Annotated in this window: 13 protein-coding genes; 11 read left to right on the plus strand and 2 right to left on the minus strand. The window is 71.3% G+C overall.

Annotated elements, in window-relative coordinates; translation table 11 throughout:
* The first annotated feature begins 101 nt into the window (after positions 1–101).
* The 3 genes from mnmA (at position 102) to ACHUEU_RS01785 (ending at position 5,026) form a co-directional block, all read left to right on the plus strand.
* Positions 102–1,238, plus strand: a complete 1,137-nt coding sequence (gene mnmA / locus ACHUEU_RS01775; RefSeq protein ID WP_394214167.1) for a tRNA 2-thiouridine(34) synthase MnmA — start codon at positions 102–104, stop codon at positions 1,236–1,238.
* Entirely contained in the window at positions 1,235–2,359 is a 1,125-nt protein-coding gene (locus ACHUEU_RS01780; RefSeq protein WP_394214168.1) for a hypothetical protein, read from the plus strand. The genes mnmA and ACHUEU_RS01780 overlap by 4 nt, the downstream gene beginning before the upstream one ends.
* A gap of 348 nt (positions 2,360–2,707) precedes the next feature.
* Positions 2,708–5,026, plus strand: coding sequence for an NAD-dependent DNA ligase LigA (locus tag ACHUEU_RS01785; RefSeq protein ID WP_463454934.1), 2,319 nt, complete (start codon positions 2,708–2,710; stop codon positions 5,024–5,026).
* Between the two features lie 52 nt (positions 5,027–5,078).
* Here the strand turns inward: ACHUEU_RS01785 and ACHUEU_RS01790 are convergent, their stop codons facing one another.
* Together ACHUEU_RS01790 and ACHUEU_RS01795 are read right to left on the minus strand one after the other, a co-directional pair.
* Positions 5,079–7,274 carry a RecQ family ATP-dependent DNA helicase gene (locus tag ACHUEU_RS01790; RefSeq protein WP_394214169.1) on the minus strand — a complete coding sequence of 732 codons (2,196 nt, stop codon included), beginning with the start codon at positions 7,272–7,274 and terminating at the stop codon, positions 5,079–5,081.
* 62 nt (positions 7,275–7,336) lie between these two features.
* Positions 7,337–7,573, minus strand: a complete 237-nt coding sequence (locus ACHUEU_RS01795) for a hypothetical protein (protein WP_394214170.1) — start codon at positions 7,571–7,573, stop codon at positions 7,337–7,339.
* Between the two features lie 85 nt (positions 7,574–7,658).
* Between ACHUEU_RS01795 and ACHUEU_RS01800 the strand changes: the two genes are divergently transcribed.
* The 8 genes from ACHUEU_RS01800 (at position 7,659) to ilvC (ending at position 17,639) form a co-directional block, all read left to right on the plus strand.
* The gene (locus tag ACHUEU_RS01800) at positions 7,659–8,483 is read left to right on the plus strand and encodes a GNAT family N-acetyltransferase (RefSeq protein WP_394214172.1); all 825 of its coding nucleotides are present in this window, start codon (positions 7,659–7,661) and stop codon (positions 8,481–8,483) included.
* A 10-nt stretch (positions 8,484–8,493) separates the two neighbouring features.
* Complete coding sequence (gatC, locus tag ACHUEU_RS01805; RefSeq protein WP_096802845.1) at positions 8,494–8,790, plus strand: Asp-tRNA(Asn)/Glu-tRNA(Gln) amidotransferase subunit GatC; 297 nt, start codon at positions 8,494–8,496, stop codon at positions 8,788–8,790.
* Between the two features lie 4 nt (positions 8,791–8,794).
* Complete coding sequence (gatA, locus tag ACHUEU_RS01810) at positions 8,795–10,315, plus strand: Asp-tRNA(Asn)/Glu-tRNA(Gln) amidotransferase subunit GatA (protein ID WP_394214173.1); 1,521 nt, start codon at positions 8,795–8,797, stop codon at positions 10,313–10,315.
* Complete coding sequence (gatB, locus tag ACHUEU_RS01815) at positions 10,315–11,826, plus strand: Asp-tRNA(Asn)/Glu-tRNA(Gln) amidotransferase subunit GatB (protein WP_394214174.1); 1,512 nt, start codon at positions 10,315–10,317, stop codon at positions 11,824–11,826. Before gatA ends, gatB begins: the two co-directional genes overlap by 1 nt.
* Before the next feature lie 177 nt (positions 11,827–12,003).
* Positions 12,004–13,836 (plus strand): dihydroxy-acid dehydratase, encoded by a 1,833-nt coding sequence (ilvD, locus tag ACHUEU_RS01820; RefSeq protein ID WP_394214175.1) that lies wholly within the window; start codon positions 12,004–12,006, stop codon positions 13,834–13,836.
* Positions 13,837–14,070: 234 nt separating this feature from the next.
* The gene (locus tag ACHUEU_RS01825) at positions 14,071–15,915 is read left to right on the plus strand and encodes an acetolactate synthase large subunit (RefSeq protein ID WP_463454933.1); all 1,845 of its coding nucleotides are present in this window, start codon (positions 14,071–14,073) and stop codon (positions 15,913–15,915) included.
* Between the two features lie 71 nt (positions 15,916–15,986).
* The gene (ilvN, locus tag ACHUEU_RS01830) at positions 15,987–16,502 is read left to right on the plus strand and encodes an acetolactate synthase small subunit (protein ID WP_394214352.1); all 516 of its coding nucleotides are present in this window, start codon (positions 15,987–15,989) and stop codon (positions 16,500–16,502) included.
* Positions 16,503–16,607: 105 nt separating this feature from the next.
* The gene (ilvC, locus tag ACHUEU_RS01835; protein ID WP_394214177.1) at positions 16,608–17,639 is read left to right on the plus strand and encodes a ketol-acid reductoisomerase; all 1,032 of its coding nucleotides are present in this window, start codon (positions 16,608–16,610) and stop codon (positions 17,637–17,639) included.
* Positions 17,640–17,760: the final 121 nt, after the last annotated feature.

Below are 17,760 nucleotides of genomic sequence, written 5' to 3' on the forward strand. Positions count from 1 at the left end.
CACATCTCACGTCCGCAGGACCTGCCGGGGGCCCAGCATCTCCGTAGACTCGACGCGCAGGATCCAGGAGCTGGGACGATCCGCGAGGAAGGCGGCGAGGCATGAAGGTGCTGGCAGCGATGAGCGGCGGGGTCGATTCCGCCGTCGCCGCGGCGCGCGCCGCCGAGGCCGGCCACGAGGTGGTCGGGGTGCATATGGCGCTGTCGAAGAACCGTGACCAGACCCGCACCGGGTCCCGCGGCTGCTGCACCGTCGAGGACGCCTCCGATGCCCGCCGTGCCGCCGAGAAGATCGGCATCCCGTACTACGTCTGGGACCTCTCGGACGACTTCCACGACCTGGTGGTCGAGGACTTCCTGTCCGAGTACGCCGCCGGTCGCACCCCGAACCCCTGCGTGCGCTGCAACGAGCGGATCAAGTTCGCCTCGCTCATGGAGCGCGCGACGCTGCTGGGCTTCGATGCCGTGTGCACCGGGCACTACGCCTCGATCCGCACCGACGGCCCGGAAGGCGCCCCCTCCCTGCACCGCTCGCGCAATATGGCCAAGGACCAGTCCTATGTGCTCGCCGTGATGGGACCGGAGGCCGTGGGCCGCTCCCTGTTCCCGCTGGGGGAGTTCGAGACCAAGGAGGAGGTGCGCGCCGAGGCGCGCTCCCGCGGTCTCGGCGTCTCCACCAAGCCCGACAGCTACGACATCTGCTTCGTCGCCGACGGCGACACCCGCGGCTTCCTGGAGCGGAACCTCGGCGAGGCGCCCGGCGAGGTCCTCGACGACGACGGGAACGTGCTGGGCACTCATCGCGGCACCCACGGATTCACCATCGGCCAGCGCAAGGGTCTGGGGATCCAGCAGCCCGCCCCCGACGGCGCCCCCCGCTACGTCGTCGACATCGACCCCGCCTCCCGGCAGGTCGTGATCGGCGCTGCCGAGCTGCTGTCCACCCGCGAGCTGCGTGCCACGGACGTGATCTCCTTCGAGCCTCTCGACGCGGGCCGCCGGGTCCACGCCCAGATCCGTGCCCACGGCGAGGCCACCCCCGCCCGGATCCTCGAGGTCCCCCCCACCGCCTCCGCGCCCGCGGGAAGCGACCCCGGCGAGTCTGCGCACAGCGCCGCCGCTGCCGTCCTGCGGGTGGAGCTCAGCACCCCGATCCGCGGAGTCGCCCCCGGCCAGACGCTCGTGCTCTACGACGCCGACCGGGTCCTCGCCGCCGCCACCCTGGAGCGCCGCTCATGAAGCCACTGGTCACCCTCACCGGCGACGGCACCTTCCGGGCCCCCACGCCCGAGGAGGCGCTGCGCCGCGAGCTGCCCGATGATCCGTACCTCGCCGCCCTGCTGCGGGTGCGGGCCCTCCTGGGCGACGATCCCGAGGAGCAGATCGCCACCCGGCTGTACCTGCCCTCCGCCCTGGGCCTGGACGAGACCGACCATCTGCTGCCCGCGACCCTCGCCCTGCTCGCCGACACCACGGGCGACCTGGTCAGCTACGGCTGGCGGCTGGGCACCGGCACCGGACGGGCCTGGCGGCACGCCCGGGAGCTGCGGGAGCGGATGCTCGATGCCGCCCGGATCGCGCTGCTGGGCTACCAGGGACCGCTGATGACCACCGCGCTGGGCCCGGCCACCCTCGCCGGGGCGACCTTCCTGCAGTCGGGGGAGCGGACCCTCGGTGATCCCGGTGCGGTCCGTGACCTGCCGATGCTGTTGGCCGAAGGACTCGTCGAGCACCTCGGCGTGGTGGCGGAGCGGGTGCCCGGTGCGCGTCAGCACGTGCTGCTGCGCGAGGACGCCGTGGCAGCGGTCCACGAGGGCCGTATCCCCACCCCGTCCGGACGGCGCCGCTACGATCCGGTCCCGACCCCGGAGGTGGGGATGCTGTGGCGGATCCTGATGGTCGCGCTCGAGGAGTACGGGCTGGGCCCCGATGCGGTCACCGTCGGCGTCGGCGCTGATCTGCGCCTGCTGCACGCCGCCCGCGATGCCGGCATCCGCCGCCTGGCGATCGCCCCGCGCCGCCTGCCGCCGCTGTCCACCGACATCGGCCGCGCCCTCTGGGAGGGCATCGCCGAGGCCTGCGACGCCGGCGCCGTGCTCGAACTGGTCGTGGATCCCCGCCCGGGCGGGAACCTCGCGCCCGAGCTGGAGATGATGCTGGAGACCTGGCGCCGGCTCGGCCACTCCGATGCCGACGCCGCCGGGGTCGCGGTGATCGCCCAGACCGGCGCCTCGCACGATCTCCACTCCGGCCGCGTCGACCCCTCCGCGCAGCCGAAGAACTCCACCCTGCTGGACGAGCCGGCGCTCGAGGCGCTGCTGCGGGCCGCCCCCGCCTGGGCGGAGCGACTGGCTCCCTGAGCCGACGCCCACCCGGCAGCCCGGAGACGGGCACCGCCGGCCCCGGTGCGTCACAATGTTCCGGTGACCATGAACGAGCAGGGACCCCGCACAGCCGCCGACTCCTCACCGCAGGCCGACACCGCACAGCAGGCCGACACCGCGCAGCAGCGCATCGCCGAGCTCACCGCGCAGATCGAGCAGGCCCGCGCCGACTACTACGAGCACGACGCCCCCACCATGGCCGATGCCGAGTACGACGCGCTGGAGAAGGAGCTGCGCGGCCTCGAGCAGGCCCATCCCCAGCTCGCGGCCGCGGACTCGCCCACCCGCACCGTCGGCGGCGCGGCCGCGGCGGGCCTGCCCACGATCGAGCACGCCGAGCGCATGCAGAGCCTGGACAACGTCTTCTCCCCCGAGGAGCTGCGCGAATGGTGCGACCACGCCACCGCGGAGCTCGGCGGGCAGGCGAGATTCCTCACCGAGCTGAAGATCGACGGGCTCGCCATCAACCTCCGCTTCGAGCACGGCGAGCTGATCACGGCGGCGACCCGCGGCGACGGCCGCACCGGTGAGGACGTCACCGCCAATGCCCGGCGCCTGGAGGGCATCCCGCAGCGTCTCACCGGCACCGGGCACCCGGCCCTGGTCGAGGTGCGCGGCGAGGTGTTCATGCCGACCGCGGACTTCGAGCGCCTCAACGAGTTCCAGGTGGAGCTGCGCGAGCGCGCCGTCGCCGAGTCCCGCACCCGCTGGGAGGCGCGGCAGGCGACCGGCCGCCAGTCCTTCGACGAGCAGCGCGAGCAGCTTGCCGCGACGCGACGCTTCCCGGCCTTCGCCAATCCCCGCAACACGGCCGCGGGCGGACTGCGTCAGCAGCTGGAGAAGAAGGAGGGCCTGGAGCGCGAGGCGGGGGAGGCGCGGCTGGCCTCGCTGCGCCTGACCGTGCACGGCCTCGGCGCCTGGCCGGACCCGCCGGTGGACTCCCAGAGCGAGATGTACGAGCTGCTGGCCTCCTGGGGCCTGCCCGTCAGCGACCACTTCGCCGTCGTCGACACGATCGACGAGGTGGCGGCCTATGTCGAGCACCACGGCGAGCACCGCCACGACCTCGAGCACGAGATCGACGGGATCGTGGTCAAGGTGGACTCCTTCGCCCAGCAGCGGGCGCTCGGCTCCACCTCCCGGGCCCCGCGCTGGGCGACCGCGGTGAAGTTCCCTCCCGAGGAGGTGACCACCACGCTCCTGGACATCCAGGTGCAGGTGGGCCGCACCGGCCGCGTCACCCCCTTCGGGATCATGGAACCGGTGAAGGTCGCCGGCTCCACGGTCGAGAAGGCGACGCTGCACAACCAGTTCGACGTGGAGCGCAAGGGCGTGCTGATCGGGGACACCATCGTGCTCCGCAAGGCCGGTGACGTGATCCCCGAAATCCTCGGCCCCGTGCCGACACTCCGCGACGGCAGCGAGCGTCCGTTCGTGATGCCCACCGCATGTCCGGCCTGCGGCACCGAGATCCGCCCCGAGAAGGAGGGCGACAAGGACTGGCGCTGTCCCAATCAGCGCGGATGTCCCGCTCAGGTCACCGGCCGGGTCGAGCACGCCGGTTCCCGTGGCGCCTTCGACATCGAATCGCTCGGAGAGGAGAGCGCGATCGCGCTGACCGATCCGGACAAGCGCCGTGGCGAGGCGCTCGCCGCGCTCGCCGCCGGCCACAGCGTCCACCTGCCGATCCGCGACATCGTCGAGACGGAGCTCGAGCAGTTCGTCGTGGTGAAGAACGGGGAGGTCACCGCCGGGACCGACGGTGTCCCGCTGCTGCGGATCACCGCGGCGGAGGATCCGCTGCTGCCGGGCGCGCAGCAGGGCGTGATCTCCACCGGCGCGGACCTCTTCGACCTCACCCCCGAGGCGCTGCGGGACGTGGTCGTCTGGCAGCCCGAGCGGCGCGACGGCGAGCCGACGGGGGACTGGCGGATCCAGCCTGCGTTCTGGTCCCGTCCGCAGTTCAACTACTACAAGCGCGAAGGCAGCTGGCGGCCGGTGAAGGAGCCGGTAGTGCTGAAGTCCACCGAGGTGCTGATGGCGGAGCTCGAGAAGGCCAAGGACCAGCCGCTGTGGCGAGTGCTGGTGGCCCTCTCGATCCGCCACGTGGGCCCGTCCGCGGCCCGTTCGCTCGCGACGGCCTACGGCTCGATGGAGGCGATCCGTGCGGCGAGCATCGAGCAGCTCGCCGACACCGACGGGGTCGGCCCGACCATCGCCGAGGCTGTCGTCGAATGGTTCGCGGAGGACTGGCATCGCGAGCTGGTCGACGGCTGGGCCCGTTCCGGGGTGCGGATGGCGGACGAGGTCGCCGAGGGCTTCGTGAAGACCCTGGACGGTCTCACCGTCGTGGTCACCGGTGGGCTGGAGGGCTTCACCCGGGACGGTGCCAAGGAGGCGATCATCACCCGCGGTGGCAAGGCCTCGGGCTCCGTCTCGAAGAAGACGGATTTCGTGGTGGTCGGGGAGAACGCCGGATCGAAGGAGAGCAGAGCGCGAGACCTGGGCCTGAGGATCCTCGATGAGAACGGGTTCGTGGCCCTGCTCGAGGGCGGCGCGGAGGCGGTCGCGCCGGCCCCGGACGCGCCGCCGGAACCGCAGGAGCAGTCGGCCCCGGAGGGGCAGGAGCCGACAGCCCGGTGAGCACGCCTCCACGCTGATCCGATCGCGAGGCCGGGCCCGTCCGGGCCCGGCCTCAGGCCTCCAGCGCCAGGGCGAGCGGAAGCACCGGCCCGGCGCCCGCCCCTCGCAGCGCGCGGGCCGCGACCGTCATCGTCCATCGCGAGGAGATGGTGTCGTCCACCAGCAGCAGCGGGGCGCCGTCGAGCCCCGCGAGCGACTGCTGCAGCTCCGCGGTGACCACGAAGCGGTCCCACAGATCCGCGAGGCGGAAGGCACTGTTGCCGCCGGAGCGCAGGGGAGCGGCCTGCGGACCCAGCCCGAGCCGGCCGAGGTCCGTCAGCCGACCCACGGAGGCGATCCCGGCGGCGAGCGAGCCCACCAGCTGCGGCCGGGTCAGCGAGGGGACCGCGACGACCGCGGCGGGGCGCTGCTGCCAGTCCCAGGCGGCGAGCACCTCGATGATCCGCCGTCCCAGCACGCCCGGGACCTCGGCGTCGATCGGGCGGCCCTCCTCATCGGTGGCCAGCACCTGGCGCAGCACCCCCGCCCAGCCGAGGTCCGAGGTGCGGGCCAGCGCCCGGCCCTCCTCGGCCCGCAGCGCGGCCGGGATGTTCCCCCGGGGGACGTTCCCGCTCTCGTCGAGCACCCCCAGCCGGTCCAGGCCCTGGGGCCACTGCGCCCGCGGCGCCACCGGCACGCCCACCCGGTCCAGCACCGCGGAGACCCGCTGTGCGGCGGCGTCCTGCACGCCCTCGGCCGGTGCACCGGGCAGGGGGTACCAGGGCCCGGCGCACACGTCGCAGCGGCCGCAGGGCGTCGCGGTGTCATCATCGAGCTGGCGGGCAAGGAACATCATCCGGCACTGCTGAGGATCCCCGGGCTGCAGCCGCTCGTACTCGAGCATCGCCTGCTGCTCCTGACGGCGTGCCCGGGCGACGTTCTCGTACCGCTGCCCGTCATAGGTCCACGGCGTCCCGGTCGAGATCCAGCCACCCTTGACGTTCTGCACCGCGCCGTCGACCGCGAGCACCTTCAGCAGCAGCTCGAGCGCGGTGCGGCGCACGTCCACCCGGGCCTCCAGCGCCGGGGTGGACAGCGGTCGGTCCGCGGAGGCCAGGGCGCCCAGCACGGCACTCGCACTCTCCTGCGAGGGCATCGACGCGGTCGCGAAGTATTCCCAGATCGCGCGGTCCTCCCGACCCGGGAGCAGCAGCACCTCCGCGGTGTCGGTGGCGCGCCCGGCACGCCCCACCTGCTGGTAGTAGGCCACCGGCGAGCTCGGCGCCCCCAGGTGGACCACGAACCCCAGATCGGGCTTGTCGAAGCCCATGCCCAGCGCGCTGGTCGCGGCCAGCGCCTTGACCTCGTTGTCCTTCAGCGCCTGTTCGAGCTCGGCGCGCTCCTCGGCATCGGTGCGCCCGGTGTAGGCGCGCACGCGTCGCTGAGGTCGGTCCAGCAGGGCGGCGAGGTCCTCGGCGGCGGAGACGGTGAGGGTGTAGATGATGCCCGAGCCGGGCAGCTGGTCCAGATGCTCCACCAGGTAGGCCAGGCGCGCCCGGTCATCGGGCAGGGAGAGGCAGCCCAGCCGCAGCGAGTCCCTGGTCAGCGCGCCGCGCAGGGTGAGCACGGGTGAGGCTCCGTCGCCCTGGACCTCCAGCTGCTCGGCGACGTCCTCGACCACGCGGCTGTTCGCCGTCGCGGTGGTCGCCAGCACCGGCACCTCGGGACCGAGCTCGGAGACCAGGTCCCGCAGCCGGCGGTAGTCGGGGCGGAAGTCGTGGCCCCAGTCGGAGATGCAATGGGCCTCATCGATCACCAGCAGCCCGCAGCGCTGCACCAGGCGCGGCAGCTGCTCCTGGCGGAACCGAGGATTGACCAGCCGCTCGGGGGAGACCAGCAGCACATCGATCTCGTCGCCGTCCAGCGCCTGCTCGATCTGGGCCCACTCGGTGGGGTTCGCCGAGCTGATCGCCTCGGCCCGCACCCCGGCGCGCCGTGCGGCCGCCACCTGATCGCGCATCAGCGCGATCAGCGGGGAGATGATCAGCGCCGGTCCGGAGCCGCGGCGACGCTGCAGCAGCGCGGCCAGGAAGTACACCGCGGACTTGCCCCAGCCGGTGCGCTGGACCACCAGCACGCGGCGGCGCTGCTCGACCAGCGCCGCGATCGCCTCGAACTGGCCGGCGTGGAAGGTCGCCTCGGCGCGGCCGGTCAGGGCACGCAGCGCCTCGAGCGCCTCGTCCTGCAGAATGGGGGAGGTGGAGTCCATGCCCCCAGTGTGGCAAGCCGGTCCGACGTCCGGGCCCCGGGGACCTGGGAGCCGCTCCGGAGTCAGGGCTGCGAGGGTGCCTCGTCCGCACTCTCCGCGCTCCGCGCACCCTCGCTCGCGAGGCGGCGCAGCCGCTCCGAGGTCGACTCGTCGTCGTGCAGCGGATCCTCCTTGGTGGCCAGCGCCCGGCGCATCCGCGCCTCGAGCTCCTGGGCCTCGCGGAGCTTCGGGTCCACCGGCTGCTGGGCCCCGTCCTCGGGGCCGAAGGTGTGGGTATCACTGTGCGGGTCGAGGGACATCTCGAGGTCCTTCCAGGGCGGGTGAGGGAACAGTCTATCGAAGGCGCCGGGCGCGGTCCGCCGCGGGCTGGGTAGGCTCATGGGGGTGAACCGCCGCTCCCGCCGCCCCGCCTCCGCCCCGGACCTGCGCCCGCTGACCGGCACCCGCCTCGCCGAGGCGCTGATCGCCGGCTGGCAGCCGCTGCAGCGTCTGGACACCGAGGGTTTCGCGATGCTGCGCTCGCGCGGCATCACCCGCCGCGCCCACAGCATCCTCGCGCTCGAGCCGCCCACCGCCGCGGAGGAGCTCGCCGCCGCCCTCGCCCGGGTGGAGTCGCTGGTCGCGATGGCGGGGGAGAGCCCGACCCACCGCATCCTCGAGGGGGTCACCCCGCCCGCGCTGGAGACGCTGCTCGCCGAGCGGGGTGACGCGACCGCCGGTGCCAGCGAGATCCTCGAACTGCCGCTGACCGGGGCCCTGCCCCGACCCCACCCCTCGGCCGTGATCTCCACCGGCGCCCTGGACGAGCAATGGTTCGCGGCGGCCTGGCGCCTGGCCCCGCGCGAGGGCGAGCACGCCCGCGAGACGATGCACGACATCCTCGCCGGCACGCCCGCGATCCAGGTCCGCCTCCCCGCCGGCGGGACGGCGGACGCCGCCGTCGGCCGCGCCGCCCTGATCGGTGCGGGCAAGGAGACCCTGGTGGTGATGAACATGATCGCTGTGGATCCCCCCGAGCGTCGTCGCGGGCTCGGCCGGTCCCTGTCCACCACCCTGCTCGCGCTCGCCGCCGTCCAGGGCGCGCGCCGCGCACTGCTCGAGGTCGAGGTCGACAACACCCCCGCACGCACCCTCTATCGGAGCCTCGGCTTCCGGCGCATCGGCGGCTACCACTACCGGGTGCGCACCGCGCCCGATTCCCCGGCCTAGAATGACCCTCATGCCTTCGATCGGACGAGATGACGTCGCACGCCTCGCCGACCTCGCACGGATCCAGCTCACCGATGAGGAGATCGACCGCTTCGCCGGCGAGTTCGACTCCATCATGGACGCTGTCGCCTCCGTCTCCGAGGTCGCCTCCGAGGATGTTCCCGCGACGTCCCACCCCATTGCCATGACCAACGTCTTCCGCGAGGACGTCGTCGAGACCACGCTGACCCAGGAGCAGGCGCTCGCCGGTGCTCCTGAGGCGCAGGACGGCCGCTTCGCCGTCCCGCAGATCCTCGGGGAGGAGTGACCTGATGACCGACGCACCGCAGCACGACCTCATCCGCACCAGCGCCGCCGCCCAGGCCGCCGCGCTGCGCGCGGGGGAGACCTCCTCCGAGGAGCTCACCCGCGCCCATCTGGACCGGATCGCCGCCGTCGACGGCGACCTGAACGCGTTCCTCCACGTCGATACCGATGCGGCCCTGGCCACCGCGCAGGACATCGACTCCCGCCGCGCCGCCGGTGAGGAGCTGCACGCCCTCGCCGGCGTGCCCATCGCCGTCAAGGACGTCGTGGTCACCCGAGCCCAGCCCACCACCGCGGGCTCGAAGATGCTCGAGGGATGGCTCCCGCCCTACGACGCGACCCTGGTCACCAAGCTCCGGGCCGCAGGCCTGCCGATCCTCGGCAAGACCAACATGGACGAGTTCGCGATGGGCTCCTCGACCGAGTCCAGCGCCTACGGCCCCACCCGCAACCCCTGGGACCGCGACCGGATCCCCGGCGGCTCGGGCGGCGGATCGGCCGCGGCCGTCGGCTCCTACGAGGCCCCGCTCGCGATCGGCACCGACACCGGCGGCTCGATCCGCCAGCCCGGCGCCGTCACCGGCACCGTCGGCGTGAAGCCCACCTACGGATCGGTCTCCCGCTACGGGCTGATCGCCATGGCCAGCTCGCTGGATCAGGCAGGTCCCGTCACCCGGACGGTCGAGGACTCCGCGCTGCTGCACGAGCTCATCGCCGGCCACGACCCCCACGACTCGACCTCCCTCACCGACCCCGTCGGCGCCTTCGCCCGGGCGGCCCGCGCCCAGGACGTCAAGGGCCTGCGCGTGGGCGTCATCGAGGAGCTCGAGGGCGAGGGCTTCGCCCCCGAGGTCCGCGCCCGCTTCGTCGAGTCGCTGGCCCAGCTCGAGAGCGCCGGCGCCGAGATCGTGCGCGTCTCCTGCCCGAACTTCACCTACGCGCTGGGTGCCTACTACCTGATCATGCCGTCGGAGGCCTCGAGCAACCTCGCGAAGTTCGACGGCATGCGCTTCGGACTGCGGGTCGTCCCCGAGGATCACCCCACTGCCGAGAACGTCATGAAGGCCACCCGCGGCGCCGGCTTCGGGGACGAGGTCAAGCGCCGCATCCTGCTGGGCACCTACGCCCTCTCGGCCGGCTACTATGACGCCTACTACGGCAGCGCCCAGAAGGTCCGCACCCTGGTCCAGCGCGACTTCACCGCCGCCTTCGAGCAGGTCGACGTGCTCGCCTCGCCCACCGCGCCGACCGTCGCCTTCCGCCTCGGCGAGCAGGTCGACGATCCCACCGCGATGTACATGAACGACATCGCCACCATCCCCGCCAACCTCGCGGGCGTGCCGGGCATCTCGCTGCCCAGCGGCCTCGCCGAGGACGGCCTGCCCGCCGGCATCCAGTTCCTGGCTCCGGCCCGGGCCGACGAGCGCCTGTACCGAGTGGGCGGCGCCCTGGAGGCGCTGCTCGAAGACGCCTGGGGCGGACCGCTGCTGGCGAAGGCCCCCGAGCTCACCGGAGGAGCGCACTGATGACTGCCACGGACATCGACCTCGTCGACTTCGACGACGCGATCGACCGCTACGACCCCGTTCTCGGCATCGAGGTCCACGTCGAGCTGGGCACCGCCACGAAGATGTTCGACGGCGCGCCGAACATCTTCGCCGCGGAGCCGAACACCGCGATCACGCCCACCTCGCTCGGCCTGCCCGGCTCGCTGCCGGTGGTCAACGGCACGGCTGTCGAGTACGCGATCCGGATCGGCCTGGCGCTGAACTGCGAGATCGCAGAGACCTGCCGTTTCGCGCGCAAGCAGTACTTCTACCCGGACCTGACCAAGAACTTCCAGACCTCGCAGTACGACGAGCCCATCGCCTACGAGGGCTGGGTCGACGTCGAGCTGGACGACGGGGAGATCATCCGGGTCGAGATCGAGCGCGCCCACATGGAGGAGGACGCCGGCAAGAACACCCATGTCGGCGGAGCCACCGGACGGATCCACGGCGCGACCCACTCCCAGGTCGACTACAACCGCGCCGGCGTGCCGCTGGTCGAGATCGTCACCAAGCCGATCCCCGACACCCAGGGACGCGCGCCCGAGGTGGCCGCCGCCTATGTGCGCACCCTGCGCGACATCTTCCGGGCGCTGGACGTCTCCGAGGCGAAGATGGAGCGCGGCAACGTCCGCGCCGATATCAACGTCTCCCTGCGGGCGACCCCGGACTCCGAGCTGGGCACCCGCACCGAGACCAAGAACGTGAACTCGTTCCGCTCGATCGAGCGCACGGTGCGCTTTGAGATCTCCCGCCAGGCGGGGGTGCTCGACGCCGGGCAGACGATCATCCAGGAGACCCGTCACTTCCACGAGGACACCGGCGGCACCTCCTCGGGCCGACCGAAGTCCGACGCGGAGGACTACCGCTACTTCCCCGAGCCCGATCTGGTGCCGGTGGCGCCGAGCCGCGAGTGGGTCGAGGAGATCCGCGCCGCGCTGCCCGAGCTGCCCGCCGCCCGCCGTCGCCGGCTGAAGGGGGAGTGGGGCTTCAGCGACCTCGAGATGCGTGATGTCGTCAACGCCGAGGCCCTCGACCTCATCGAGGCCACCGTCGCCGCCGGTGCGAGCGCCCAGAGCGCCCGCAAGTGGTGGATGGGCGAGCTGGCCCGCATCGCGAAGGACCGTGAGGTCGATCTCCCCGAGCTCGCGATCACCCCGGCCCAGGTCGCCGAGCTGCAGGGCCTGGTGGACGGCACGCAGATCAACGACAAGATCGCCAAGCAGGTCCTCACGAAGGTGCTCGACGGCCAGGGCGACCCGGCCGCGATCGTCGAGGCCGAGGGCCTCGCGGTCGTCTCCGACGACTCGGTGCTCACCGGCGCCGTCGATCAGGCGATCGCTGACAATCCGGATGTGGTCGCCAAGATCCAGGGCGGCAAGGTGCAGGCGATCGGGGCTCTGATCGGCCCGATCATGAAGGCCACCCGCGGGCAGGCCGACGCCGGCCGCGTGCGCGAGATCATCATGGACAAGCTCGGCGTCAGCTGAGCGCCCCTGCGCCGCAGAGGCGCCGCAGACGGTGGCCGCAGCAGGGATCGTCAGGATCTGAACCAGTGCTGAGAGGCAAGTGGTACGGATCCTGACGATCCACTGTGCCCCGCGGTGCCCCCGTCCGCTGTCCGGATGCTGACACCCGCATCTCGCATGTCGGCGTAGCATGTCGCCATGGTCCAGCTCCGCTCCCGCACCTCCACCCACGGCCGCAACATGGCAGGCGCGCGCGCCCTCTGGCGCGCCACCGGCATGAAGAGCGGCGACTTCGGGAAACCGATCATCGCGATCGCGAACTCGTACACCCAGTTCGTGCCCGGCCATGTTCATCTCAAGAACATGGGCGACCTGGTCGCCGGGGCGATCGAGGAGGCCGGCGGCGTCTCCAAGGAGTTCAACACCATCGCGGTGGACGACGGCATCGCGATGGGCCACGGCGGGATGCTCTATTCGCTGCCCAGCCGCGACCTCATCGCCGACTCGATCGAGTACATGGTGGGCGCCCACACCGCGGATGCCCTGGTGTGCATCTCCAACTGCGACAAGATCACCCCCGGGCACATGATGGCCGCGATGCGCCTGAACATCCCCGTCGTCTTCGTCTCCGGCGGCCCCTCCGAGTCCGGCAAGCCGATCGAGGGCGTCACCGAGCACCGCATCGACCTGGTCGACGCGATGGCGCTGTCCGCAGACGACTCGATCACCGACGCGCAGCTCGCCGAGGTCGAGGAGAACGCCTGTCCCACCTGCGGCTCCTGCTCGGGAATGTTCACCGCGAACTCGATGAACTGCCTCACCGAGGTGCTGGGCCTGTCCCTGCCCGGCAACGGCACCACGCTGGCCACCCACGCCTTCCGCAAGGAGCTCTTCCTCGAGGCCGGTCGGAAGATCGTCGAGCTCGCGAAGCGCTACTACGAGGACGAGGACGAGTCGGTGCTGCCGCGCTCGATCGCCACCAGGGCCGCGTTCGCCAACGCCATGGCGATGGATGTGGCGATGGGCGGCTCGACCAACACCATCCTGCACATCCTCGCTGTGGCGATCGAGGGCGGGGTCGACTTCACCCTGGACGACATCGATCGCATCTCACGGCTGGTGCCCACCCTGTCCAAGGTCGCCCCCAACGGCACCGCGCACGTCGAGGACGTCCACCGCGCCGGCGGCATCCCCGCGATCCTCGGTGAGCTGGACCGCGCCGGCCTGCTGGACCACACCGTCCACACCGTGCACTCCCCGGACCTGTCCAGCTGGCTCGCCGAGTGGGACATCCGCGGCGGCACCGCTTCGAAGAAGGCCGAGGCCCTGTTCCACGCCGCCCCCGGAGGGGTGCGCACCACGCAGGCCTTCTCCACCACGAACACCTGGGACGAGCTGGACACCGACGGCGAGGACGGCGTGGTCCGCTCCGTCCCGCACGCCTATACCAAGGACGGCGGGCTCGCCGTGCTGAAGGGCAATCTGGCCCGGGACGGCGCCGTATTCAAGACCGCGGGGATCACCGAGGACCTCTTCCACTTCGAGGGCACCGCAGTGGTCTGCGACTCCCAGGAGGAGGCGGTCCAAAAGATCCTGGACAAGACCGTGCAGGCCGGGGACGTGGTGGTGATCCGCTTCGAAGGCCCCCAGGGCGGCCCCGGCATGCAGGAGATGCTCTACCCCACCTCCTTCCTCAAGGGTCGCGGGCTGGGCAGGACCTGCGCGCTGATCACCGACGGCCGCTTCTCGGGCGGCACCAGCGGCGTCTCCATCGGGCACATCTCGCCGGAGGCCGCCGAGGGCGGGCTGATCGGTCTGATCGAGGACGGCGACCGCATCATCATGGATGTCGACAAGCGTCTGCTCGAGCTCGACGTGCCCGAGCCGGAGATCGAGCGCCGCCGCGCGGCGAAGGGCCCGCTGCCCTGGCGTCCCGCGCATCGCGAGCGCCAGGTCTCCCAGGCCCTGAAGGTCTACGCGCACCTGGTGCGCTCGGCCACCTACGGCGCCACCCGTCGGCCGCTGGACTGACGATGACCGCCGACCCGCACCGCGGCGCCCGTCCCTCCGGCGGATCGGGCGCCGCGGCCTGCCCGCAGCCGACGGCGTCCGCATGGTGGACCCGGCAGGCGTTCTTGCCGGGGCGGGCTATGGTGAGGTCATGCACACGACGATCCTCGTAGTCACCGAGCGCGGCTGACGCCCGTTCGTTCCACGAGCACGTCACCCGCGCCCCTCCCCAGCCCCAGGCGGAGGGGCTTTTTCGTGTTCCGGCCGGGTCACGGGAGCAGGGGAGGGGACCACCCGCAGTGCACCGCCACGACCACCGTCCGAGACGACGAAGGAGTTCCGATGAACGGACAGCAGATGACCGGCGCCAAAGCGCTGGTCGAGTCCCTCAAGCACGCCGGGGCCGAGGTCGTCTTCGGCCTCCCCGGCGGTGCGATCCTGCCCACCTACGATCCGCTGATGGACGCCGAGGGCCTGCGCCACGTGCTGGTCCGCCATGAGCAGGGCGCCGGACACGCGGCCAGCGGCTACGCCCATGCGACCGGGAAGGTCGGCGTGTGCCTGGCCACCTCCGGGCCCGGCGCCACCAACCTCATCACCGCCATCGCGGACGCCCAGATGGACTCGATCCCGATGGTCGCGATCACCGGCCAGGTGGGGTCGGCCTTCATCGGCACCGACGCCTTCCAGGAGGCGGACATCGTCGGGATGACGATGCCGATCACCAAGCACAATTTCCTGGTCAAGAACGCCGACGACATCCCTCTGGTGATCAAGCAGGCCTTCCACATCGCCTCGACCGGTCGGCCCGGCGTGGTGCTGGTGGACGTCACCAAGGATGCCCAGCAGGCGATGACCGACTTCGTGTGGCCCGAGGGCCTGGGGCTGCCCGGCTACCGCCCGACGCCCCGTCCGCACAGCAAGCAGATCCGCGAGGCGGTCTCGCTGCTGCTGGAGGCCAAGCGCCCCGTCTTCCTGCTCGGCGGCGGCGTGCTGCGCGGCCGGGCCACCGAAGAGGTCGGTGAGCTGATCGAGGTCTCCGGCGCGCCCTTCGTGACCACCCTGATGGCGCGCGGCGCACTGCCCGACTCCCACCCCAGCCATCTGGGGATGCCGGGCATGCACGGCACGGTCTCCGCGGTCTCGGCGCTGCAGCGCTCGGATCTGATCGTCAACATCGGGGCGCGCTTCGACGATCGCGTCACCGGGGTCCTGGAGTCCTTCGCCCCCTCGGCGAAGATCGTCCACGCGGACATCGATCCCGCGGAGATCTCGAAGAACCGCACGGCAGACGTCCCGATCGTGGGCGAGGCCGCCGAGGTCGCCCGGGCGCTGACCGGCGAGCTGCGGGAGCGTCTCGCCGCCGCGGACACCCGGGACTATGCGACCTGGTGGAACACCCTGAGGATGCTGCGGGACAACTACCCGCTGGGCTGGACCGAGACCGAGGACGGCTTCACCGCACCGCAGAAGGTGATCTCCCGGATCGGCGAGATCTCCGGCCCGGACTCGATCTTCGTGGCGGGCGTGGGGCAGCACCAGATGTGGTCCGCGCAGTTCATCAAGTACGAGAACCCGTACACCTGGCTGAACTCCGGAGGCCTGGGCACCATGGGCTATTCGGTGCCGGCGGCGATGGGCGCGAAGGTCGGCCAGCCGGACAAGGTGGTGTGGTCCATCGACGGCGACGGCTGCTTCCAGATGACCAACCAGGAGCTCGCGACCTGCGTCATCAACGACATCCCGATCAAGGTCGCGATCATCAACAACTCCAGCCTCGGCATGGTGCGCCAGTGGCAGAACCTGTTCTACGACCAGCGCTACTCCCACACCGACCTGAACACCGGGCACGGCTCCCGGCGTGTCCCGGACTTCCTCAAGCTCGCCGATGCCTATGGCTGTGCGGGGCTGCGCTGCGAACGGGATGAGGACATCGACGCGACCATCGCCCAGGCGATGGAGATCAACGACCGCCCCGTGGTGGTGGACTTCACCGTCAGCGCCGACGCGATGGTCTGGCCGATGGTGCCGTCCGGCGTCTCCAACGACGAGATCCAGATCGCGCAGGGAATGAGCCCCGAGTGGGAGAGGGACATCTGATCATGACCACGAACGTGACCGACCAGAACGCAGCACAGACCGCATCGACGACGAGCACCACGGACTACGTGATGACTCCCGGCAGCCAGACCCTCTCGGTCCTGGTGGAGAACAAGCCCGGTGCGCTCACCCGCGTCACCGCGCTGTTCTCCCGTCGCGGCTACAACATCGCCTCGCTCGCCGTGGGACCCACCGAGCATCCGGAGATCTCCCGCATCACGGTGGTCGTCGACGTCGAGCAGCACCGGCTCGAGCAGATCACCAAGCAGCTCAACAAGCTGGTGAACGTGCTCAAGATCGTCCAGCTCGACGCCCGCTCCACGGTGCAGCGCGAGCTCATCCTCATCAAGGTCACCGCCGACAACGCGACGCGGACCTCGGTGCTGGAGATCGTGCAGATGTTCCGGGCCAAGGTGGTCGATGCGGCCGCCGACTCGGTGACCGTCGAGGCCACCGGCACCCAGGACAAGCTCACCGCACTGCTGGGGATGCTCGAATCCTTCGGCATCCGCGAGATCGTCAAGTCCGGCGAGGTCGCGATCGGCCGCGGCGGCCGCGCGATCACCGACCGCAGCCTGCTGAACTGACTCTCCCCGACGCGGGTCTTCACAGGTGAGATGCCCGCTCACGATTCAAGACACTCGGCGATAGGATCGACCTAGCGCCCGTACCCCATCACGAAGGAGCACAACGTGGCTGATATCTACTACGACGACAATGCCGACCTGTCCATCATCCAGGGCAAGAAGGTCGCCGTCGTCGGCTTCGGCTCCCAGGGCCACGCCCATGCGCTGAACCTGCGCGACAGCGGTGTCGAGGTCCGGGTGGGTCTGCGCGAGGGTTCGAAGTCCGCCGGCAAGGCCCAGGAGGAGGGCCTGACCGTCGGCACCGTGGCGGAGGTCGCCGAGTGGGCGGATCTGATCATGATCCTCACCCCCGACCAGGATCAGAGGAAGGTCTACGCGGAGTCCATCCAGCCGCACCTGAGCGCGGGCAAGGCGCTCGCCTTCGCCCACGGCTTCAACATCCGCTTCGGCTACATCGAGGTCCCCGAGGGCATCGATGTGCTGCTGATCGCGCCGAAGGCCCCCGGCCACACGGTGCGCCGCGAGTTCGTGGGCGGCCGCGGCATCCCGGACATCGTCGCCGTCGAGCAGGACGCCACCGGCTCCGCCTGGGACCTGGCGCTCTCCTATGCCAAGGGCATCGGCGGCACTCGAGCCGGCGTCATCAGGACGACCTTCACCGAGGAGACCGAGACCGATCTGTTCGGTGAGCAGGCCGTGCTCTGCGGTGGTATGAGCCACCTGGTCCAGGCCGGTTTCGAGACCCTCTCCGAGGCGGGCTACCAGCCTGAGATCGCCTACTTCGAGGTGCTCCACGAGCTCAAGCTGATCGTCGACCTGATGTTCGAGGGCGGCATCGCCAAGCAGCGCTGGTCGATCTCCGACACCGCTGAGTACGGCGATTACGTCTCCGGTCCCCGGATCGTGACCGCCGAGACCAAGCAGGCCATGAAGGACGTCCTCGCGGACATCCAGAGCGGCGCCTTCGCCCAGCGCTTCATCGAGGACCAGGACGCCGGCGCGCCCGAGTTCACGAAGCTGCGCGAGGAGGAGTCCACGCATCAGATCGAGACCGTCGGCCGCGACCTGCGCAAGATGTTCTCCTGGAGCGCCCAGGCGATCGACTCCGATTACGTCGAGGGCAGCGCCGCGCGCTGAGCGATCCCTCTCCCACGGCGGCGGGGGGGCCCCCCCCCGGGGCCCCCCCCCCCCGGCGTGTCGCCAACGGTCTGGGTTTTGCGCCGGGGGGTCAGGGGGTTTTGCGGGTCAGGGTACCCGG

Source organism: Brachybacterium vulturis (assembly GCF_043641765.1).
Lineage (GTDB): Bacteria > Actinomycetota > Actinomycetes > Actinomycetales > Dermabacteraceae > Brachybacterium > Brachybacterium vulturis_A.